At 63.2% G+C, this 21298-nt stretch carries 22 protein-coding genes; 11 read left to right on the forward strand and 11 right to left on the reverse strand.

Features of this window, described 5'->3' with window-relative positions; genetic code table 11:
* The first annotated feature begins 52 nt into the window (after positions 1-52).
* From GGQ67_RS09770 to GGQ67_RS09790, 5 genes are all read left to right on the forward strand, one after another.
* A complete protein-coding gene (locus tag GGQ67_RS09770; protein ID WP_183899965.1) occupies positions 53-826 on the forward strand; it encodes a GntR family transcriptional regulator in 774 nt (257 codons plus the stop codon).
* Positions 823-1854 (forward strand): SIS domain-containing protein, encoded by a 1032-nt coding sequence (locus tag GGQ67_RS09775; protein ID WP_183899966.1) that lies wholly within the window; start codon positions 823-825, stop codon positions 1852-1854. The genes GGQ67_RS09770 and GGQ67_RS09775 overlap by 4 nt, the downstream gene beginning before the upstream one ends.
* Positions 1854-3005, forward strand: coding sequence for an N-acetylglucosamine-6-phosphate deacetylase (gene nagA / locus GGQ67_RS09780; protein ID WP_183899967.1), 1152 nt, complete (start codon positions 1854-1856; stop codon positions 3003-3005). The genes GGQ67_RS09775 and nagA overlap by 1 nt, the downstream gene beginning before the upstream one ends.
* Before the next feature lie 138 nt (positions 3006-3143).
* Positions 3144-3290, forward strand: coding sequence for a hypothetical protein (locus GGQ67_RS09785; protein ID WP_183899968.1), 147 nt, complete (start codon positions 3144-3146; stop codon positions 3288-3290).
* 85 nt (positions 3291-3375) lie between these two features.
* On the forward strand, positions 3376-3519 hold the full coding sequence (locus GGQ67_RS09790; protein ID WP_183900136.1) for a hypothetical protein: 144 nt from the start codon (positions 3376-3378) through the stop codon (positions 3517-3519).
* A 17-nt stretch (positions 3520-3536) separates the two neighbouring features.
* Here the strand turns inward: GGQ67_RS09790 and phbB are convergent, their stop codons facing one another.
* Positions 3537-4262, reverse strand: coding sequence for a beta-ketoacyl-ACP reductase (gene phbB / locus GGQ67_RS09795; RefSeq protein WP_183899969.1), 726 nt, complete (start codon positions 4260-4262; stop codon positions 3537-3539).
* Positions 4263-4331: 69 nt separating this feature from the next.
* Positions 4332-5513 (reverse strand): acetyl-CoA C-acetyltransferase, encoded by a 1182-nt coding sequence (locus tag GGQ67_RS09800; RefSeq protein ID WP_183899970.1) that lies wholly within the window; start codon positions 5511-5513, stop codon positions 4332-4334.
* Positions 5514-5750: 237 nt separating this feature from the next.
* On the opposite strand from GGQ67_RS09800, the gene phaR reads away from it, so the two are divergent.
* The gene (gene phaR / locus GGQ67_RS09805; protein ID WP_183899971.1) at positions 5751-6329 is read left to right on the forward strand and encodes a polyhydroxyalkanoate synthesis repressor PhaR; all 579 of its coding nucleotides are present in this window, start codon (positions 5751-5753) and stop codon (positions 6327-6329) included.
* A 60-nt stretch (positions 6330-6389) separates the two neighbouring features.
* Here the strand turns inward: phaR and GGQ67_RS09810 are convergent, their stop codons facing one another.
* The 4 genes from GGQ67_RS09810 to mtgA form a co-directional block, all read right to left on the reverse strand.
* Entirely contained in the window at positions 6390-6797 is a 408-nt protein-coding gene (locus GGQ67_RS09810; protein ID WP_183899972.1) for a hypothetical protein, read from the reverse strand.
* 146 nt (positions 6798-6943) lie between these two features.
* Positions 6944-7129, reverse strand: coding sequence for a 50S ribosomal protein L32 (gene rpmF, locus GGQ67_RS09815; RefSeq protein WP_003543812.1), 186 nt, complete (start codon positions 7127-7129; stop codon positions 6944-6946).
* Between the two features lie 156 nt (positions 7130-7285).
* On the reverse strand, positions 7286-7933 hold the full coding sequence (locus tag GGQ67_RS09820) for a glutathione S-transferase family protein (protein ID WP_183899973.1): 648 nt from the start codon (positions 7931-7933) through the stop codon (positions 7286-7288).
* 107 nt (positions 7934-8040) lie between these two features.
* Entirely contained in the window at positions 8041-8787 is a 747-nt protein-coding gene (gene mtgA, locus GGQ67_RS09825) for a monofunctional biosynthetic peptidoglycan transglycosylase (RefSeq protein WP_183899974.1), read from the reverse strand.
* A 135-nt stretch (positions 8788-8922) separates the two neighbouring features.
* Between mtgA and GGQ67_RS09830 the strand changes: the two genes are divergently transcribed.
* Both GGQ67_RS09830 and GGQ67_RS09835 read left to right on the forward strand, forming a co-directional pair.
* Positions 8923-9834, forward strand: a complete 912-nt coding sequence (locus GGQ67_RS09830; protein WP_183899975.1) for a polyprenyl synthetase family protein — start codon at positions 8923-8925, stop codon at positions 9832-9834.
* A gap of 149 nt (positions 9835-9983) precedes the next feature.
* On the forward strand, positions 9984-10622 hold the full coding sequence (locus GGQ67_RS09835; protein ID WP_183899976.1) for a LysE family translocator: 639 nt from the start codon (positions 9984-9986) through the stop codon (positions 10620-10622).
* Between the two features lie 28 nt (positions 10623-10650).
* Here GGQ67_RS09835 and ispG read toward each other — a convergent pair whose 3' ends face one another.
* From ispG to GGQ67_RS09850, 3 genes are all read right to left on the reverse strand, one after another.
* The gene (ispG, locus tag GGQ67_RS09840; RefSeq protein ID WP_183899977.1) at positions 10651-11904 is read right to left on the reverse strand and encodes a flavodoxin-dependent (E)-4-hydroxy-3-methylbut-2-enyl-diphosphate synthase; all 1254 of its coding nucleotides are present in this window, start codon (positions 11902-11904) and stop codon (positions 10651-10653) included.
* A 99-nt stretch (positions 11905-12003) separates the two neighbouring features.
* The gene (locus tag GGQ67_RS09845; RefSeq protein ID WP_183899978.1) at positions 12004-13197 is read right to left on the reverse strand and encodes an MFS transporter; all 1194 of its coding nucleotides are present in this window, start codon (positions 13195-13197) and stop codon (positions 12004-12006) included.
* Between the two features lie 59 nt (positions 13198-13256).
* Positions 13257-14039: a DeoR/GlpR family DNA-binding transcription regulator gene (locus GGQ67_RS09850; RefSeq protein WP_183899979.1), complete on the reverse strand. Its 783-nt coding sequence runs from the start codon at positions 14037-14039 to the stop codon at positions 13257-13259.
* 241 nt (positions 14040-14280) lie between these two features.
* On the opposite strand from GGQ67_RS09850, the gene GGQ67_RS09855 reads away from it, so the two are divergent.
* The 3 genes from GGQ67_RS09855 (at position 14281) to GGQ67_RS09865 (ending at position 16699) form a co-directional block, all read left to right on the forward strand.
* Positions 14281-15054 (forward strand): amino acid ABC transporter substrate-binding protein, encoded by a 774-nt coding sequence (locus GGQ67_RS09855; RefSeq protein ID WP_183899980.1) that lies wholly within the window; start codon positions 14281-14283, stop codon positions 15052-15054.
* A 206-nt stretch (positions 15055-15260) separates the two neighbouring features.
* Complete coding sequence (locus GGQ67_RS09860; RefSeq protein WP_183899981.1) at positions 15261-15941, forward strand: amino acid ABC transporter permease; 681 nt, start codon at positions 15261-15263, stop codon at positions 15939-15941.
* Positions 15938-16699: an amino acid ABC transporter ATP-binding protein gene (locus tag GGQ67_RS09865; RefSeq protein ID WP_183899982.1), complete on the forward strand. Its 762-nt coding sequence runs from the start codon at positions 15938-15940 to the stop codon at positions 16697-16699. The genes GGQ67_RS09860 and GGQ67_RS09865 overlap by 4 nt, the downstream gene beginning before the upstream one ends.
* A gap of 74 nt (positions 16700-16773) precedes the next feature.
* Here the strand turns inward: GGQ67_RS09865 and pyc are convergent, their stop codons facing one another.
* Both pyc and GGQ67_RS09875 read right to left on the reverse strand, forming a co-directional pair.
* The gene (pyc, locus tag GGQ67_RS09870; RefSeq protein WP_183899983.1) at positions 16774-20238 is read right to left on the reverse strand and encodes a pyruvate carboxylase; all 3465 of its coding nucleotides are present in this window, start codon (positions 20236-20238) and stop codon (positions 16774-16776) included.
* 114 nt (positions 20239-20352) lie between these two features.
* Complete coding sequence (locus GGQ67_RS09875) at positions 20353-21096, reverse strand: autoinducer binding domain-containing protein (RefSeq protein WP_183899984.1); 744 nt, start codon at positions 21094-21096, stop codon at positions 20353-20355.
* Positions 21097-21298: the final 202 nt, after the last annotated feature.

The following is a 21298-nucleotide window of genomic DNA, read 5'->3' on the forward strand; positions in this document are numbered from 1 at the left end:
TTGTGCACGTTGGCACTTGAAATTGGTTCCAAATAGGTTCTATTTTAATCTCATGGATAGAACCAGTCTGGTAGCGGAGATCGACACGCGCGGACTGCGCGACACAGCGCGCAGCGGGCCTCTCTATCGTCGTCTTGCGCAGGCACTGACCGGCCTGATCAACGAGGGCCTGCTGAAGCCTGGTGCCGCATTGCCGAGCGAGCGCGACCTGGCGGAAGCCCTGAAGATCGGCCGCGTCACGGTGCGCACCGCCTATCGCGATCTCCTCAACACGGGCACGCTGGAATCGCGCCACGGCAGCGGCACCTTCGTCTCCGCCAAGGTCGAGCGCATGGAACAGTCGCTCTGGCGGCTCTCGTCCTTCTCGGAAGACATGCGCTCGCGCGGGCGCGTGCCGGCGGCACGGATCCTCTCACGCACCATCAACAAGCCCTCGCCAGAGGAAGCCTTCCTGCTCGGCCTCGGCGTCGACGAGCGCGTCTTGCGCCTCGATCGCCTGCGCCTTGCCGACGGGCTGCCGCTGGCGATCGATCGCTCCGTGGTCCCCATAAAATTCCTCGATGACACCGCCGGCGGCGAAGGCTCGCTCTACGACGCGCTGACGGCGAGTGGCCACCGGCCCGTGCGCGCGCTGCAGAAACTCTCCGCCGTCACGCTCGACGCGACGTCGGCGGCAGCACTCGACGTCGCGACCGGGGCGCCAGCCCTTCTGATCGAACGCGTGTCGCGCCTGGAAGACCAGCGCGTCGTTGAATACACCCGCTCGCACTATCGTGGCGATGCCTATGATTTTGTCGCAGAATTGAGAATTGGAGATGAGCTATGAGTGAACCCCAATCGCTGATGTTGCAGGAAGCCGGCCAGTCTCCCGAAGTGGTCGCCACGCTGCTGCGCAAGGAAAAGCCTGTTTTCGACGAGATCGCCAAGCTCTTTTCCAAGAGTGCGCCAAGCGTTGTCACCACGGCCGCGCGCGGCTCCTCCGACCATGCCGCCACCTTCTTCAAATATCTCTTCGAGATCACCTGCGGCATTCCGGTGGCCTCGGTCGGCCCGTCGATCGCGTCGGTCTATGGCGCGCCGCTGCGCCTCAAGGGCGGCATTCATTTCACCGTGTCGCAGTCGGGCGCCAGCCCCGATATCGTGGCGCTGCAGGAAGCGGCCAAGCGCGGCGGCGCGACGACCATCGCCGTCGTCAACGTCACCGACAGCCCGCTCGCCAAGCAGGCCGACCTCGTGCTCGACCTCAACGCCGGGGCCGAAAAGAGCGTCGCCGCCACCAAGTCCTTCATCGCCTCGGTCGCGGCTCTCTCGGGCGTCACCGCTGCAATCGGCGCCAACGGCGACCTGCAGGCAGCGCTTGAAAAGCTTCCCGAAGCGCTGGGCGCCACATCGGGCATCGATACCCATGCCGCGGAGGACGTGCTCTTCAACGCCACCTCGCTCTACACCGGCGGCCGCGGCCCCGCCTTCGCCATCGCGCTCGAGGCGGCGCTGAAGGCCAAGGAAACCTCCGGCCTGCACGCCGAGGCCTTCTCGCTCGCCGAACTCATGCACGGCCCGATGCGATTGGTGCAGCCGGGTTTCCCGATCCTTGCCTTCACGCCCGATGACGCCGCTTACGCCAACAACGTCAAGGCGCTGGAGCGCCTGAGCAAGCTCGGCGCCACCACCGTGCCCTTCTCGACCAGGGAACTCCCCGGCATCAACCTGCGCATCCCCACCACAGGCAACGGCCTGCTGGACCCGTTGGTCTCGCTGCTGGTCTACTACCGCATGATCGAGGCGGTCACCCGCCGCAAGGGCTTCGACCCCGACAAGCCGGCCAACCTCCTGAAGGTTACGGAGACCGTCTGATGCCGCGCAAGATCTTCTCCGGCGCCCGTATTTTCGACGGCGAACGCTTCCACGACGACAGGGCGCTTGTCGTCGCCGACAGCCGCATCGAGGCGATCGCCGCCATGAACGACCTGCCTGATGGCGAGGCGATCAGGCTCGACGGCGGCATTCTCGCGCCCGGCTTCATCGACGCTCAGGTCAATGGCGGCGCCGGCCGCATGCTCAACGACGAACCGTCGCCCGCCTCCATGTATCGGATCGCCGGAGGGCATCGTCCCTATGGCACGACATCGCTGCTGCCAACACTGATCACCGATACAGGCGAGGCGACAGCCGCCGCGATCGACGCCGCGAAAGAAGCGGTCAAGACGAACCGCGGCGTGGCCGGCCTCCATCTTGAAGGTCCGCATCTTGCGCCCGCCCGCAAGGGCGCGCATCTGGCCGAACTGATGCGCCCGGTCAATGACGGCGACGTCAAGGCGCTTTCCGCCGCCGCGCAGGTGATCGGCACGCTGCTGGTCACCATGGCGACCGAGCAGGTCACGGTGCGACAGGTGCGCGAACTGAGCGAAGCCGGCGTCATCGTCAGCATCGGCCATTCCGATTGCACGAGCGAGGCCGCCGAGGCGCGCTTCGACGCGGGCGCCCGTGGCGTCACGCATCTGTTCAACGCTATGAGCCAGCTCGGCCACCGTACGCCGGGGCTTGTGGGCGCGGCGATCGATCATCCGGCCGTCTGGTGCGGCATCATCGCCGATGGCCACCATGTCGATCCCAAGGCACTGCGCACGGCGCTTCGAGCCAAGCGTGGCGAGGGCAAGCTGTTCTTCGTCACCGACGCCATGTCGCTGGTCGGCTCCGCTGAAAGCAGCTTCACGCTGAACGGCCGCACGGTGCGGCGCGAGACCGGCGCCTTCTGCTCGCGACTGGTGCTCTCCGACGGCACGCTCGCCGGCTCGGACGTCGATATGGCCTCGGCGATCCGCTATGGCCTGACCTATCTCGACCTGTCGCTCGCCGAAGCGCTGCGCATGGCCACGCTCTACCCCGCCCGCTTCCTGAAGCTCGGGGATCGCGGCCGCCTGGCGACCAGCCTGCGCGCCGATCTCGTGCACATGACCGACGGGATCAAGGTGAACCAGACCTGGATCAGCGGCGATCCTGCGTGACCAAGGAGCGACGATTGTCAACTCGACGTTGACAATCGGTCGCCGAAGCCTGGTCTATACGGTACCCGCCGACAGGCTCATATTGCCCTCATGAAAACGGCGGCCCATCGGACGCGCCGCGATTTGAGAGGACAGACCATGGCCCAGATCATCCTGAATTCGGCAGCCGCCATCCTGATCGCGGCGGCATTTCTGGCAACGGCAGCAACCGCGTTGCGCAATGAAAGCCAGGTGCGCGTCCGCGTGCCTGTGAAGGTCCGCGACCGGCACCATCCCAACGGTTGAATGACCGAATAATTCCTCGAATTCGCCCCAATATCGACACCGGCGGAGATCAGGAATACTCCACCGGCTTTGGGAGTGACAGACAATGACGAAGATCATCGGCGCGGCGGCGATCCTGACGATTGCGCTCGCCACGTATGCGGCCTCGCTCAACCCCTATGATGCCGGCAGGGTTCAGGCCAATCAGCCGCAGCAGACCGACGACCGCGACACGGCCTCCATCCGCTAGCCTAGCCCCGCCAGGTTCTAGACAAACAGCTGCCCGCCATTGGCGCTGAGCGTCGAGCCGGTGATGAAGCCGGCATCATCGGAAGCCAGGAATACCACGCAGCGCGCGATCTCCTCCGGCGTACCGAGGCGCCCCACCGGGATCTGCGGAATGATACGCTCGTTGAGCACCTTTTCCGGAACGGCGAGCACCATCTCGGTGCCGATATAGCCCGGGCAGATGGCGTTGACGGTGATGTTCTTCGCCGCCCCTTCCTGCGCCAGCGCCTTGGTGAAGCCGAGATCGCCGGCCTTTGCCGCCGAATAGTTCGCCTGCCCCATCTGGCCCTTCTGGCCGTTGATCGACGAAATGTTGACGATGCGTCCGAAACCGCGCTCGCGCATGCCGGCCCAGACCTGGTGCGTCATGTTGAACAGGCCGGTGAGGTTGGTGTTGATCACCTCGTGCCATTGCTGCGGCGTCATCTTGTGGAACATCGCGTCGCGCGTGATGCCGGCATTGTTGATCAGCACCTCGACCGGGCCGATCTCCGCCTCGATCCGCGCCAGACCTTCGGAACAGCCTTCGTAGCTCGAAACGTCCCATTTGAAGACCGGAATGCCGGTCTCGGCGTGAAACGCCCGGGCGGCTTCGTCGTTGCCGGCGTAGTTGGCCGCGACCCGATAGCCCGCGCTCTTCAGCGCCAGTGAAATGGCCGCGCCAATGCCGCGCGTTCCGCCGGTGACAACAGCGACTCTGCTCATGTTCCGCTCCCCATATGTAAGGCTCCGCTATGACCGGAGCTCAACCACGACACGATATAAAGCAGGCTATTAGAACGCTTCGAAGCACATGGCGACGCCCATTCCGCCGCCGATGCACAATGTCGCAAGTCCCTTCTTGGCGCCGCGGCGCTTCATCTCGAACAAGAGCGTGTTGAGCACGCGGGCGCCGGACGCGCCGATCGGATGGCCGATGGCGATCGCGCCGCCATTGACGTTGACGATCTCGGGGTTCCAGCCGAGATCCTTGTTGACCGCGCAGGCCTGCGCGGCGAAGGCCTCGTTGGCCTCGACCAGATCGAGATCGTTGATCGACCAGCCGGCCTTCTCCAGCGCCTTGCGCGACGCCGGGATCGGTCCGGTGCCCATGATCTGCGGATCGACGCCGGCGGTGGCCCAGGACACGATACGGGCCAGCGGCTGGATGCCGCGACGCGATGCTTCCTGTTCGGTCATCAGCACGGCTGCGGCCGCGCCATCGTTGAGACCCGAGGCGTTGGCGGCCGTCACCGTGCCTTCCTTGTCGAACGCCGGCCGAAGCTTCGCCATTGCCTCCATGGTGGCGCCATGGCGGATATATTCGTCCGCATCGACGGTGACGTCGCCCTTGCGCGTCTGGATCACGAAGGGAATGATCTCGTCGGCGAAACGTCCGGCCTTCTGCGCGGCTTCCGCCTTGTTCTGCGAGGCGACGGCGAACATGTCCTGCTCCTCGCGCGAGAGTTGCCACTGGCGTGCGATGTTTTCCGCGGTCACGCCCATGTGGTAGCCGTAGAAGGCGTCGGTGAGGCCGTCCTTGATCATGGTGTCGACCATCTTCATGTCGCCCATCTTGGTGCCGGCACGCAGATGTGCGGCATGCGGCGCCATCGACATCGATTCCTGGCCGCCCGCGACGATGATCTTCGCATCGCCGAGCGCGATCTGCTGCATGCCGAGCGCCACGGCGCGCAGGCCGGAACCGCAAAGCTGGTTGATGCCCCAGGCGGTCGCCTCCTTGGGAACGCCGGCCTTCATCGCCGCCTGGCGTGCCGGGTTCTGCCCCTCGCCCGCCGGCAGCACCTGCCCGAGAATGACCTCGTCCACTTCGGCGGCATCGACGCCCGCCCGATCGAGCGCGCCCTTGACGGCCGCGGCACCCAGCTCATGGGCGGCGACGGTGGCGAAAGCGCCGTTGAACGAGCCGACGGCCGTACGGCCGGCGGCTGCGATGACGATAGACGGACTGGACATGAAGGCCTCCTCGTTAGCTTCACCACGTATGGGTTGAAACTGACAAAGCTTCATCGCCAAGTCAAACGACAAGAAAGCATCCGCGAATTTTCGAAAGAACTTACGTTGCGTGAATTATGCTAACGCCAAAAGGGGCTTGCCGCATCGCACAAAGAGATTGTCACCGGCCCGATTTTGCGTCTACACTCCCAAGTGGAGGAATTTCAATGACAATAAGACGCGCTTCGGGAGATTCATATGGCGAAGAATGAGGGCCAGGTAGCGATCAAGAAATACGCCAATCGCCGACTCTACAACACGGGAACCAGCACCTACGTGACGCTGGAAGACCTGGCGGAGATGGTGAAGAAGGGGGAGGACTTCACAGTTCAGGACGCCAAGAGCGGCGACGACATCACGCATTCCGTGTTGACGCAGATCATCTTCGAGCAGGAATCGAAGACCGGCAACACGCTGCTGCCCATTTCCTTTTTGCGCCAGCTGATCACCTATTACGGCGACCAGATGCAGATGGTGGTTCCGAGCTTCCTGGAGCACTCCATGCGCGCCTTCACCGAGCAGCAGACACAGATGCGCGAACAGGTGACGCGCGCCTTTGGTGAGACGCCGCTGACGAAGAACCTGCAGCTGCCCATGCAGATGGTCGAGGACCAGGTGCGCCGCAACACCGAGATGTTCCAGCAGGCGATGCAGATGTTTTCGCCCTTCAAGGCGCCAGCGACGAACGCCAAGGAAAGCCGCAAGGCCGAAGCCAAGGACATCGACGAACTCAAGGAACAGTTGCGCGCGCTTCAGAGCAAGCTCGACAGCCTCTGATAGCAGACCGGATCACTCAGCATCTCCTCAAGCCGAAAGCTCGGGGAGATGCCAAAAAGCTTACAGCCCGATCGAAACATCCCGCCCGGCGCTGCGGATCGACACCGCGAAACCGCCGACCACGTCGATCAGCGCGATCGTCAGAAGAATGAAGAACACCTGCGTCGCCGCATCCGGAACAAGCAGGAATTCCACCAGAAACGCGATGAGCACGAGCATGGACAGCATGTGGTTGGCCAGGCTGCCGCGCGCATTGTGTGTCGCCCTCAATATCTCGAAGAACAGGACGACGAGCGCCACGACGATAAGGAGGTCGCCGAGCGACATGCTCCAGATCGCGCCCGATATCATTGACAGCACGAACAGGTCGTTGTCGAGCGCGGGAAGTCCGCCGCTGCCCATGAACCCGACCATCGCAAGATTATAGAGAATGAAAGGCACGACCATCAGCGGAATTGCAGTGAACATGTGGCGGTATTCTCCCTCTGCGAAAGAATAGTGCCGTAAACCACCACGTCACTTCAAGTGATCATGCGATATATTATTGCCAAAATGCAAAAGGCCGGCACATGGCCGGCCTTGCGAATTCTGCTGAAGCAGAACGCATAAGGAAATTATGCGCTTTCCTTCGGCGTCAGAACCTGACGGCCGCGGTACATACCGGTCTTCAGATCGATATGGTGCGGGCGACGCAGTTCGCCGGAGTTCTTGTCTTCAACGTAGGTCGGTGCCTTCAGCGCGTCAGCAGAGCGGCGCATACCGCGCTTGGACGGGCTTGTTTTTCTCTTCGGTACAGCCATTTTTCTTACTCCACTTCACAGGCGAACACATCCAACGGCCAGACTGGCGGCCGAAACGACATATCGCGATTTCGGAAATTTTGCGCGCTTATACATGCCTTGGAGGGGCTTGACCAGTCCCCAGCTTTATTTTTTGAGATTCACGTGAATCTCCGGTCAGACCTCGTCTTCCTCGACGATCCAGGGCTCGGCGCGCGCCGCGTCCTCCCACGCATTCCAGGCCGGATGGGCCTTCATCGCCGCCATATAGCTCAACGTGTCGGCCGACGCCACCAGATCGTAGATATCGAAGCGATTGACGACAGGCGCGAACATCGCGTCGGCGCCCGAAAATTCACCGAACAGGAAGGGGCCGCCGGAATGGGCGCGCAGATCCCGCCAGATCGTCTCGATGCGCGCCACATCGGCCATGACGCCGTCGGCGAGCACGATCCGGCCCTTCGGGCGGCGGATATTCATCGGGCAGGCGTTGCGCAGCGCCCTGAAGCCCGACAGCATCTCCATCGACACGGCGCGCGCCACGGCCCGTTCGTTCCGCGCCTTCGGCCACAGCCCCGCTTCGGGATAAAGTTCGGCGGCGTATTCGATGATCGCAAGCGACTGCCAGACACGGGTGGCGCCGTGCTGCAGCACCGGCACCTGCCCGGTCGGTGAAAACGCCCGGAAATGCGGATTGCCGGCAGCCATGTCGAAGGGAACAACGACCTCCTCGAACGGAATTCCGGCCGCCGTGAGCGCGATCCAGGGGCGGAACGACCATGAGGAATAGTTCTTGTTGCCGATATAGAGCGTCAGCCGGTCCAAGGATATCTCCCTTTCGAGCCGGCGCGGCGGCACGCGCACGGCATCCTTCATACGTAGGATCACGCATGCCAGATGATGTCGGCGGTCACCAGCGACATCTTCTAATGTCAGTTATAAATGCACCTGATGTAATCGCCCGAACCCCGCGCCCGGCGCTCGATGACGGCCGCGAGGCTGCGCAGCCCCCTGCCGGGTTTGCCGGCGTTGCGGTCAATCGGATTGGGCAGCGACACGGCAAGCAGCGCCGCCTGCCGGCTGGTGAGCTTCGAGGCCGGCACCTTGAAGTGATAGCGCGCCGCTGCCTCGATGCCGTAGATACCCGGCCCCCATTCGGCGACATTGAGATAGATCTCCATCAAGCGCCGTTTCGACCAGACGAAATCGGCGGTTACCGCCAGCGGCAGCTCCAATGCCTTGCGCACGAAGGAACGGCTGTTCCACAAAAACAGGTTCTTCGCCGTCTGCATCGGAATGGTGCTGCCGCCGCGCGTCGCTTCACCGCGCAGCGTATCGGTGACCAGCATCCGCATCTCGCCCCAGTCGACGCCGCCATGGAAGCAGTATTGCCCGTCTTCCGACATCATCACCGACTGCACCAGCACAGGCGAGATATCGTCGATCGACACCCATTGCCGGTCATAGCCGCGCAGCAGCGCCAGGTCGCGCAACATCAGCGTCGAGACCGGATGGATGAAGGGCAGCAGGTAGAGGAAGATCAGCGCATAGGGCAGGACGAGGAGTGCCACGATCGCCAGAACGATACGCATCATAAGCGAACGACCCTTCAGCCAAAACAGGGCGCGCCGATGGATCGGCATGGCCATGCTGTCGTCTGTCTCCGGCGTGATGTCCAATGCCCCTGACCCAGTCTCGTTCCCCTACCCTCCTTACCGTCTGCAAACTGGCATGGCCAGACACAAAGGAAATCTTGGTTGCTCTGTCGACAATTCCGTTGCAAGCCCAAGCCCGCCCGTGCCAAACAACACCGCATGAACGCGCACCTGAAGACATTCGAAAGCCGGCTGGCCGCCAACGCCCGTGAGATCGAAGGCGTGCTCGACGCGCTGCTCTCGCAACAGGTATTGGACGACGAGATCGCGCGACCGGAAAACCTGCGCTCGGCCATGCACTACGCGGTGCTGAACGGCGGCAAGCGGCTGCGCCCGTTTCTGGTCGTCGAGACGGCGACGATGCTGGGTGGCGACCGCGACGCCGCATTGCGGATCGGCGCGGCGCTGGAATGCGTTCACTGCTATTCGCTCGTCCACGACGACCTGCCGGCGATGGACGACGACGACCTGCGCCGCGGCAAGCCGACCGTCCACATCGCCTATGACGAGGCGACCGCGATTCTGGCCGGCGACAGCCTGCTCACCTACGCCTTCGACATCATTGCCTCGACATCGGGTATCGACGAGACGAGCAAGGTCGCGCTGATCCTGGCGCTGTCGCGGGCATCCGGCCTCGGCGGCATGGCCGGCGGGCAGGCGCTCGATCTGGCCGCCGAAAAGCGCGCGCCGGACGAACAGGGCATCGTCATGCTGCAGGCGATGAAGACGGGCGCGCTCATCCGTTTCGCCTGCGAGGCGGGCGCCATCGTTGCCGGCAGCACGGCCGAGGACCGTGCGGCATTGCGCCGCTTCGGCGAACGGATCGGCCTCGCCTTCCAGCTCGCCGACGATATCCTCGACCTGACCGCCGACAGCGCCACCATGGGCAAGACGACCGGCAAGGACGCCGGCCGCGGCAAGGGCACGCTGGTTGGCCTGCACGGCATGGCCTGGGCGGAAGCGACGCTATCGACCCATGTGAACGAGGCCGAAGCGCTGCTTCAGCCCTATGGCGAGCGCGCCGCGGTTCTCGTCGAAGCAGCCCGCTTCATCGCCGAACGCAAGAGCTGAGGCGGACAAGCGCCGCAATCGCCGAAAAAGCGTCACCGCGACAAGATTCCGGCACGCTCCCAAGCCCCGCTCTCTTGCCGAACGCCGAGCAGCGCGCCTAGAACGGCTGGACGCGCCGCGCCACCGCGCGGCCGACCGGGAACAGCGCCATGCACGAGACCCTCAGCTACCTTCCGCAGATCCTGCCCGCCTACATCGCCTATATCGTCGCCGTCATCAGCCCCGGCCCGGCCATCATGGCGATCGTCTCGACATCCATGGTGCATGGCCGCAAGGCCGGCATGACGATCTCGCTCGGCATTTTCGCCGGCTCCTTGACCTGGGCCTGCGCGGCAGCACTCGGGCTCGCCACCATCCTCAACACCTACGCGGTCGCGCTCGAGATCCTGAAGATCTTCGGCGGCCTCTATCTGCTCTATCTCGCCTACAAGGCCTTCAAGGCCGTGCGTGCCAACCCCGATATCCAGCAGGCAACAACGCCGAGGAACATGTCGACGCGCGCGCTGCTTCTGCGCGGCTACGGCATCCACGTCACCAATCCGAAGGCGATCTTCGCATGGCTGGCGATCATTGCGCTCGGCATGCCGCAGGGCGCGCCGCCATCCGTCGCCGGGCTGATCGTCGGCATCTGCCTGACGACGGGCTTCATCGTCTTCATGGGCTATGCCGTGCTCTTCTCGACGCCACGGGCACTGAAGATCTATTCAAGCCTGCGCCGCTGGATCGAAGGCGCCATGGCGGCCTTCTATTGCTTCGCGGGGCTGAAGCTGCTCACCAGCAGGATCTGACTTTGGATAGGAAAAGCGGCGGCGCGGATTACTCCGCCGCCGTCCTGTTCTGGCCGAAGCGCTTTTCGATGTAATCGGCGACCAGCGCCTCGAAATCGGATGCGATATTCGGGCCGCGCAGCGTCATCGCCTTCTGTCCGTCGATATAGACGGGCGCCGACGGGCTTTCGCCCGTTCCCGGCAGCGAAATGCCGATATCGGCATGCTTGCTTTCACCAGGGCCGTTGACGATGCAGCCCATGACCGCGACGTTGAGCGCCTCGACGCCCGGATACTTGTCGCGCCACACGGGCATGTTCTTGCGCAGATCGTTCTGGATGTTCTGCGCCAGTTCCTGGAAGACCGTGGACGTGGTGCGCCCACAGCCGGGACAAGCCGCGACGACGGGGACGAACTGGCGGAAGCCCATGACCTGCAGGATCTCCTGCGCCACCTGCACTTCGCGCGTCCGGTCTCCATTCGGCTCCGGCGTCAGTGAAACGCGGATCGTGTCACCGATTCCGTGCTGCAGCACATAGCCCATGGCCGCCGACGAGGCGACGATGCCCTTGGTGCCCATGCCGGCTTCGGTAAGACCGAGATGCAGCGCATGGTCGGAGCGCTCCGACAGCATCGAATAGACGGCGATCAGGTCCTGCACCTGGCTGACCTTGGCCGAGAGAATGATGCGGTTGCGCGGCAGGCCGATCTCTTCGGCGAGATTGGCCGAGATCAGCGCCGACTGCACGATCGCCTCCCGCGTCACCTGACGCGCCGAAAGCGGCGAGCCTGCCTCGGCGTTCTGGTCCATCAGCGCGGTCAGCAGTTCCTGGTCGAGCGAACCCCAGTTGACGCCGATGCGCACGGGCTTGTCGTAGCGGATCGCCATCTCGATGATGTCGCCGAACTGCTTGTCCTTCTTGTCCTTGAAGCCGACATTCCCGGGATTGATCCGGTACTTCGCCAGCGCCTCGGCGCAATCGGGATGATCGGCAAGCAGCTTGTGGCCGATATAGTGGAAGTCGCCGACCAAGGGCACGTCCATGCCGAGACGCAGCAACCGGTCGCGGATGCGCGGCACGGCGGCGGCACTTTCATCGCGATCGACGGTGATACGGACGAGTTCGGAGCCGGCCTTGTAGAGCGCGGCCACCTGGGCGACCGTGGCGTCGATATCGGCCGTATCGGTGTTGGTCATCGACTGGACGACGACGGGCGCGCCGCCGCCGACGATGACGCCGCCGACATCGACGGCGACGGATGCGCGGCGCGGTTTCGGATCAAAATCCGTAGCTGAAGACATGGATAGAGCTCTTGAACCCTTAAATTTCGTGCCTTTCAGGTGGATCATGACCGCCCGCTTGTCAACCCGCGGGATTGATCACTTTGTGCGGCGGCGGCCTCAATGGCCACCACCGGAAATGCCGTCGGCGTAGCGCGCCAGATTGGAAAGCGCCAGCACGACGAGAAGAAGCGCCGGCAGCGCGATGAACACGACCGAGAAGCCGACATGCTCCGCCACGAAGCCGATGGCCGACGGCGCCACCAGCATGCCGGAATAGCCCATGGTAGTGACGACGGAGAGGCCGATCCCCGCCTTCAGATGCGGAATGTTGCCCGCCGCCGAGAAGGCGATCGGCACCATGTTGGAAATGCCGATGCCGCAGAAGGCAAAGCCGAGGATGGCGATCTCCGGAGTTGGCGCGAAACCTGCGAGAAGCATGCCGGCGATGGCGAACAGGGTGCATATCCTGAGCGTCCTGACGCCGCCAAGGCGATCACGAACGAGGTCGCCGGCAAAGCGCATAGCCGCCATCGTCAGCGAGAAGGCCGCGAAGCCGAAGCCCGAGAGCGCAACCGAAGCACCGAGTTCCTCGCGCAGATAGAGCGCGCCCCAATCAAGAACCGCACCTTCGGGCATCATGGAAAACAGCGCGACGAGACCGAGCAGCCAGGGCAGCGGAACCATCGGCAGCCGTGTCTTCTCTTTCTTCGTATCGGGATGCGGCTGATCGGCAAGGATCATGTTCCAAGCAACGGCAAGCGTGATCGCCGCGAGAGCCGTGGCGACCACGGCATGCGAGAACACGCCGAAATTGGCGATCAGCAGCCCGCCCAGGCCAGCGCCGATCAAGCCACCGAAGCTCCAGAAGGCATGGCAGGACGACATGATCGCCCGCCGCATCGATTGCTCGACGGCAACGGCATTGGCGTTCATGGCGACGTCCATGGCGCCCATGAACCCGCCGAACAGGAAGATCGCGATTGCTGCCGTCACGACATTGGGTGCCAGCGTCAGCGCCAGCAGGCCGGGCAGCAGGCAGACCGCCATGGCGAGCGACACGACCCGCGATCCATGCCGGGCGATCTGCGCGCCGGCGATCGGCATCAGCGTCAACGAGCCGATCCCAAGCACCAGGATCATCAGCCCGAGCTGAAACTTGCTGAGCTCCAGCCGCTCGGCGAATTCGGGAATCTTCGGTGCCCAGGAGCCGACGGTGAAGCCGTTGATCAAAAACAGCAGCGACACCGCCGTCCTGTTCCTGGTGATGTAGCCGCTTCTTGCCGGAAGCGTCGCGTTGACGTGATTATCCATGTCTCTTCCCATATGCACTGGCGCCGGCACTCCTCGTCCGGCATGTCATTGAACGATATCTATACGGCTTCGCCGGCAACCAGCGTCTTGCAGCCAAGGTCGCGATAGCGGGCGAGCATCGCGGCATCGGCATCGCGCTCGACCACGAGGCAACCGCAGTCGGCGGCCGCAAGCACGCCATGCGGCGCGGCCGTGCCGAACTTGTCCGAGGTGACCGCGACCAGCACCTGCCGGCTTTTGCCGGCGACGAAGCGCTTGAATTCCGCATCCTCGAAACCGAAGACGGTGACGCCGGCCGCGATATCGAGGCCGCATGCGCCGAGAATGCACAGATCCGGCGATAGCGGCTCCATGTCGCGCATCGCCTTCGCCCCTAGCGCGCCGCCCACCTGCCGGTCGATCAATCCGCCGATCAGGATGACGTTGACGAGCGGCTTGTCGATCAGCGCCGTGGCGATCGACGGCGCGTTTGTCACCGCCGTCAGCGGCAGATCCATCGGTAGCGCCATGGCGATCGCGAGGTTGGTGCTGCCGGCATCGAAGAACACGGTCGTATCGGGCGCGATCTGCGAAACGGCAGCCGCCGCCAGCGCCTGCTTGCGGTCGCGCGCGATACCGGCGCGGTGCGTGAGGCTGCCGCCCGCCGGCGAGACCGGTAGCGCGCCGCCATAGACCCGCTCGCAAAGACCCGCCGCCGCCATTTCGCGCAGATCCCGACGCACCGTATCCTCGGACACGCCGAATTCCGCCGCAAGCTCGGCGGCGAGCACCCGCCCATGCGTCTGCAGCTTGCGCGATATCACGCTTTTGCGCTCCTGCAGCAGAAGTTCGCTCGTGTTCATGCCTGTTTCAGCCCGATCAATCTGAAATCGATTGAATCATGCATAAACCGATACAAACGTGCACGCAAGCAGGATGCAAACATGCGTCGCTTCACGTTGTGAAACACTCGACACCAAATCCGTGATAAATGAGAAAAATATTCGCAGCTGCCGATTTTCTTTGCAGTTTTTGACGCATCGCGGCATCGAGTTTTCTGCGATTTTCGCGCCATCGAACACATCTGGTGAATTGGATAGACATATGAACCTCCTGAAGACCCTCGCCACCGCCGCCCTGATCCAGGCCGCCGCCCTGATGCCGGCGCTGGCCGGCGAAAACCTCGCCGCCATCAAGCAGGCAGGCGTGCTGAAGATCGGCACCGAAGGCACCTACGCCCCGTTCACCTATTTTGACGACAGCGGCAAGCTGGTCGGCTTCGACGTCGAGATCGGCGAAGCGGTCGCCGCCAAGCTCGGCGTCAAGCCAGAATTCGTCCAGGGCAAGTGGGACGGCCTGATCGCCGGCATCGACGCCAAGCGTTACGACACCGTCATCAACCAGGTCGGCATCACCGATGCGCGCAAGCAGAAGTATGACTTCTCCGAGCCCTACATCGTCTCGAAGGCCGTCCTCATCGTCCGCGACGGCGACGACAGCATCAAGAGCTTCGCCGACCTCAAGGGCAAGAAGTCGGCCCAGACGCTGACCAGCAACTTCGGCAAGCTCGCCGAGCAGTCCGGCGCCGAACTCGTCGGCACCGACGGCTTCGACCAGTCGATCCAGCTGGTTCTGACCAAGCGCGCCGACGCGACCATCAACGACAGCCTGTCCTTCCTCGACTTCAAGAAGAAGAAGCCCGACGCCCCCGTCAAGATCGCGGCACAGCAGGCAGACGCCGACTATTCCGGCATCATCATCCGCAAGGGCGAGCCGGAACTTCTGGAAGCCATCAACAAGGCGCTGGTCGACATCAAGGCCGACGGCACCTACCAGAAGATCGCCGACAAGTATTTCGGCCAGGACGTCTCGAAGTAAGTCGAGGCCGTCAGGCGGCCTCCTCCAGCCCCTTCCCGCAACGGGGAGGGGCTTTTTATTGGGCGGTCTCCGACGAAATCCGGCATAAGTGCCGCAGCTGACCGCATTTTACGCAAACGGCACGGCCTCTTCGACCTTCCCCCTTGTGGGAAGGGGTTGGGGAGGGGTATTCCACGTCAACGCATAACCCGTGAAAGGGAATACCCGTGCCGTACTGGCTCCAATTGATGTTGGACTCGCTGCCGACGCTCCTGTGGGGCGGCATCAAGTTCACCGTCCCGCTGACGCTTCTTTCCTTTGTCTTCGGGCTTGCCCTTGGCTTGCTGACGGCCGTTACCCGGCTTTTCGGCCCGGCGCCGTTGCGGGCGATCGCCCGCTTCTACGTCTGGATCATCCGCGGCACGCCGCTACTCGTCCAGCTCTTCGTCATCTTCTACGGCCTGCCCAGCATCGGCATCCTGCTCGACGCCTTCCCGGCAGCCCTCATCGGCTTCACGCTCAACATCGGCGCCTACAGCTCCGAGATCATCCGCGCCGTCATTTCCTCCGTGCCCAAGGGCCAGTGGGAGGCCGCCTATTCGATCGGCATGAGCTGGCGCCAGGCGATGAGCCGCACCATCCTGCCGCAGGCCGCCCGCGTCGCCGTGCCGCCGCTGTCCAACACCTTCATATCGCTGGTCAAGGATACGTCGCTGGCGGCCGCCATCACCGTGCCGGAACTCTTTCAGGCCGCCCAGCGCATCGTCGCCACCACCTATGAACCGCTGATCCTCTATATCGAGGCAGCCCTGATCTATCTCGCCCTGAGCTCGGTGCTCTCGGTCCTGCAGGTCAGGCTCGAACGCCGCTTTGCGCGCTATGGCGGCATGCTGGAGGCAAACGCATGATCGAGCTTGATAACATCGAAAAGCGCTTCGGCGACGCCGTCATCCTGAAGGACATCAGCATCCGCATTCCCGAAGGCAGCGTCACCGCGCTCGTCGGCCCATCGGGCGGCGGCAAGAGTACGCTGCTGCGCTGCATCAACCTTCTGGAAATCCCGACGGCGGGCACGATCCGCCTCGGCGAGGAAAGGCTGACCTTCAAGCCCGGCCAGAAGACCAGCTGGCAGGCGATCCAGAAGATCCGCCGCCAGACCGGCATGGTGTTCCAGAACTTCCAGCTTTTCCCGCACCAGACGGCGATCGAAAACGTCATGGAAAGCCTGGTGACCGTGCTCAGATGGCCGAAGGAAAAGGCCCGCGCCCGCGCCATGGAACTCCTGACGAAGGTCGGCATGGCCCACAAGGCCGATGCCTGGCCCTCGACACTCTCGGGCGGCCAGCAGCAGCGCGTGGCGATTGCCCGGGCGCTTGCCCCCTCGCCCCGCGTCCTTCTCTGCGACGAGCCGACATCGGCGCTCGACCCGGAACTCTCCGCCGAAGTCGTCGACGTCCTCGGGCGTCTCGCCAGCGAAGGCACGACCATGGTCATGGCGACCCACGACCTCCGGCTCGCCTCGAAGATCGCCAACGACGTTGTCTTCCTGGAAGCGGGAAGCGTGGTCGAAACCGGCAGCGCGCGCAATGTCTTCACCGCGCCCGAACGCGAACGCACCAAGCGCTTCATCTCGACGATCAACGCCGCGCACACCTACGACATCTGAGGGCAGACATCCCGACGAAGCAGACATGAAAAAGGCGGCTCCGAGGCCGCCTTTTTCAATTTTTTAGCTGGATATCAGCCCGCGTACGTGACCAGCAAATCCTTGGCGTCGATCTGGTCGCCGGCCTTGACGAGGACCTCGGCGATCGTGCCGTCCTTCTCGGCGTGGATCGCCGTTTCCATCTTCATGGCTTCGATGGACACCAGCACGTCGCCGGCGCTGACCGTCTGGCCGGCCGAGACGAAGGCCCGGGAGATGACACCCGGCATCGGCGCACCGACATGGGCGGCATTGCCCGGCTCCGCCTTGCGGCGGGCGGCGGCGCCGGTGGCGCCATGGGCGCGGTCCGGAACCTTGATGCGGCGCGGCTGGCCATTGAGCTCGAAGAACACCGTGACCATGCCCTGGCTGTCGGTGCCGCTCATCGCCTGGTTGACGATGACGAGCGTCTTGCCCTTTTCGATATCGGCGAACAGCTCCTCACCATCGCCAAGACCATAGAAATAGGCGGGCGTCGGCAGAACCGAGACCGGGCCGTAGGTGTCGGACGCCAGCGCGAAGTCGGTGAAGACCTTCGGATACATCAGATAGGAGGCGAATTCGAAATCGCTGATCTCGCGCTCCAGCTTGGTCTCGATAGACTTTCGCTCGGCATCGAGATCGGCATCCTCGAGCAGCGAACCGGGACGCACCGTATAGGGGGCCTCGCCCTTCAGCGCCTTCTTCTGCAGCGCCTCCGGCCAACCCGACGGCGGCTGTCCGAGATCGCCCTTCAGCATCGAAACGACGGATTCGGGGAAGGACACGTCCTTGGCCGGATTGACGACATCGGCGACCGTCAGGTCCTGGCTCACCATCATCAGCGCCATGTCGCCGACCACCTTGGAGGACGGCGTCACCTTGACGATGTCGCCGAACATCTGGTTGGCGTCGGCGTAGGCCTGCGCGACCTCGTGCCAGCGGGTCTCGAGACCGAGCGAACGGGCCTGCTCCTTGAGGTTGGTGAACTGGCCGCCAGGCATTTCGTGCAGATAGACTTCCGAGGCCGGTCCCTTGAGATCGCTTTCGAAGGCCGCGTACTGATGGCGCACCGCTTCCCAATAGAAGGAGATGCGGCGAATCCATTCCGGGTCGAGGCCCGGATCGCGCTCGGAGCCGCGCAGCGCTTCCACGATCGAGCCGAGGCACGGCTGCGAGGTATTGCCGGACAAAGCGTCCATGGCGGCATCGACGGCATCGACGCCGGCATCCACAGCCGCGAGAACGGTCGCGGCCGCGATGCCCGACGTGTCGTGCGTATGGAAGTGGATCGGCAGGCTGGTCGCCTCGCGCAGCGCCTTGAACAATACCTTGGCGGCGGCCGGCTTCAACAGGCCGGCCATGTCCTTCAGCGCGATGATGTGCGCGCCGGCTTTTTCGAGCTGGACGGCGAGATCGGTGTAATACTTCAGATCATACTTCGGACGCGCCGAGTTCAGGATGTCGCCCGTATAGCAGATCGTCGCTTCGCAGAGCTTGTTCTCCTCGGCCACCGCATCCATCGACACGCGCATGTTCTCGACCCAGTTCAGGCAGTCGAAGACGCGGAAGAGATCGATGCCGCCGGCCGCTGCCTGGCGGACGAAGTATTTGACGACGTTGTCAGGATAGTTCTTGTAGCCGACGCCGTTGGCGCCGCGCAGCAGCATCTGCAGAAGCAGGTTCGGCGCCGCCTCGCGCACTTGGCCCAGGCGCTCCCACGGATCTTCAGTGAGGAAGCGCATGGAGACGTCGAAGGTGGCGCCGCCCCAGCATTCCAGCGAGAGCAGGTTCGGCAGCGCATGCGCGTATGTGCCGGCGATGCGGGCGATGTCATAGGTGCGCATGCGGGTCGCGAGCAGCGACTGGTGACCGTCGCGCATCGTGGTGTCGGTCATCAGAACGCGCTTTTCGTTGCGCATCCATTCGCCGAACTTCTTCGGCCCCAGCGTGTCGAGCAGCTGCTTGGTTCCGTCCTTGATCGTCGTGCCGTTGGTGTAGGGCACGACCGGCTCGGCGGCATCCGCCGTCGGCTTCGGCCGATCCTTGGCCTCCGGGTGGCCGTTGACGGTGACATCGGCCAGATAGGTCAGGAGCTTCGTCGCGCGGTCCTGGCGCTTGACCTGCTGAAACAGCTCGGGCGTCGTGTCGATGAAGCGGGTGGTGTAGCTGTTGTCCTTGAACTTTGGATGCGTGATGATCGCTTCCAGGAAGGTCAAGTTGGTGGCGACGCCGCGGATACGGAATTCGCGCAACGCGCGGTCCATGCGCGAGATCGCCTCCGACGGGCCCGGCGCCCAGGCCGTGACCTTGACCAAGAGCGGATCGTAATAGCGGGTGATGATGGCGCCCGAATAGGAGGTGCCGCCATCGAGACGAATACCGAAGCCCGACGCCGAACGATAGGCGGTGATGCGGCCGTAATCCGGAATGAAGTTGTGCTCCGGGTCTTCGGTCGTGATGCGGCACTGCAGGGCATGGCCGTTGAGCTTGATGTCGGCCTGCTTGGGAACGCCCGATTCCGGCGTGCCGATCGCGAAGCCGTCGAGGATGTGGATCTGCGCCTTGACGATATCGATGCCGGTGACGACTTCGGTGACCGTGTGCTCGACCTGGATGCGCGGATTGACTTCGATGAAGTAGAATTTGCCGGTATCGGCATCCATCAGATACTCGACGGTGCCGGCGCCGACATAGCCGGTGGCGCCCGCGATCTTCAGCGAGTAGGCGGCCAGTTCCTGGCGCTGCGCTTCGGAAAGATAAGGGGCCGGCGCGCGTTCGACGACCTTCTGGTTGCGGCGCTGGATCGAGCAATCGCGCTCGAACAGATGCACGACATTACCGTGCGTATCGCCGAGAATCTGGCTTTCGACGTGACGGGCGCGCTCGACGAGCTTTTCGAGATAGACCTCGTCCTTGCCGAAGGCGGCCATCGCCTCGCGCTTGGCTTCCGTCACCTCGCGGGCAAGATCCTTCGGATCGCGGATGGCGCGCATGCCGCGACCGCCGCCGCCCCAGGAGGCCTTGAGCATGACCGGATAGCCGATTTCGTCGGCCATGCGGGCGACTTCAGCTATGTCATCGGGAAGCGGCTCGGTCGCCGGAACGACGGGAACGCCGACCGAGATCGCCAGATTGCGGGCCGCAACCTTGTTGCCGAGCTGGCGCATCGTATCGGCCTTCGGGCCGATGAAGATGATGCCGGCCTTGTTGCAGGCATCGACGAATTCAGGGCTCTCGGACAGCAGGCCATAGCCCGGATGGATCGCATCGGCGCCGGAGAGCTTGGCGACGCGGATCACTTCGTCGATCGACAGGTAGCTCTCGATCGGGCCGAGGTCGCGCGCAAGATGCGGACCGCGGCCGACCTGATAGCTCTCGTCCGCCTTGAAGCGATGCAGCGCAAGTTTGTCCTCCTCAGCCCATATCGCGACCGTTTTTATCCCGAGTTCGTTGGCCGCGCGAAAGACGCGAATGGCAATTTCGGAACGGTTGGCGACAAGGATCTTGGAAATGGGCAAATGCGGTCTCCTCACTGCATCTAAACGGGCATTGCTGCACCCGCGAAAGGAGTCTTAACGCGCTGTCACGGAAAGTTCAATTTCCTCGATGACGACAAATTGAATTTCTCTAAACTACGAAATGAGCCCATGGCGGAAAGCGACGGCGACGGCATGCTGACGGTTTTTTGCCTTCAGCTTGTCCTGCAGGCCGTTCATGTACCAATCGACCGTGTGGTTCGAGATTTCCAGCATTTTCCCGATCTCGACCGACGTCATTCCCTCGGCGAGATACTGCAGGATTTCCATTTCGCGGCGCGTCAGCCGCGTGTCGGCGCCCGGTAGATCGTCCGACACCGAAGCGTCTTCGCCGCGCAGCTCGAGAAGACGCCAGAAGGCCCGCTTGGCGATCGCATCGAACAGCGTGATCTCGAGCGGAGAGAGGTCGACGGGCTTGCCGCCGGCGCTCAGATAGCCGAGCACGCCGCTTCTCCCATGGATCGGAAAGATGTAGCCATCCTTCAGGCCGTATCCCGATGCCGCGGACATCACCTGCTCCATTCGGCGGTAATGCGGATCCTTGCGGAAGGCCGCCAGCCCGTCCTTCCAGCGGAACGGCTGCTGCGCGAAGGCCAGATAGCGGATCGTCGGATCGCTCAGCATGTATTTCTTGCCGACATAGACCTGCGGCCAGCCCTCGGGCCAGTCGCTGGCGAGCGCCGCCCCGGTCAGATCCTCGCTATGCCTGGGATACCGAAGCAGGCCATGAAACTCGAAGCCGTAAGACTGGATGACGTGCTTCAGCTCGGCGACCACCGCTTCCGGCTTCCGGCACTCTTCAAGAACGACAAGCAATTGAATTAATGAATGAATATTCACTAAATGCCCCCATCCCGTCACAGGCTCTCAAGGGAAGCCGCTGCGACAGGATTTGCCCCGATAGCGAACGGTTATCGATGCAATTAAAATTAAAACTCAGAATATCGTTTATGGTTGTGCCAGTTTGACGCGACAACGCAAGGGTTAAATGAGGGGCCTTTTTATTTCACTAAGAAATTTTACCACATCTGGCCTCCCGCTC

This window comes from Rhizobium metallidurans (assembly GCF_014196505.1).
GTDB classification, from domain to species: domain Bacteria; phylum Pseudomonadota; class Alphaproteobacteria; order Rhizobiales; family Rhizobiaceae; genus Rhizobium; species Rhizobium metallidurans.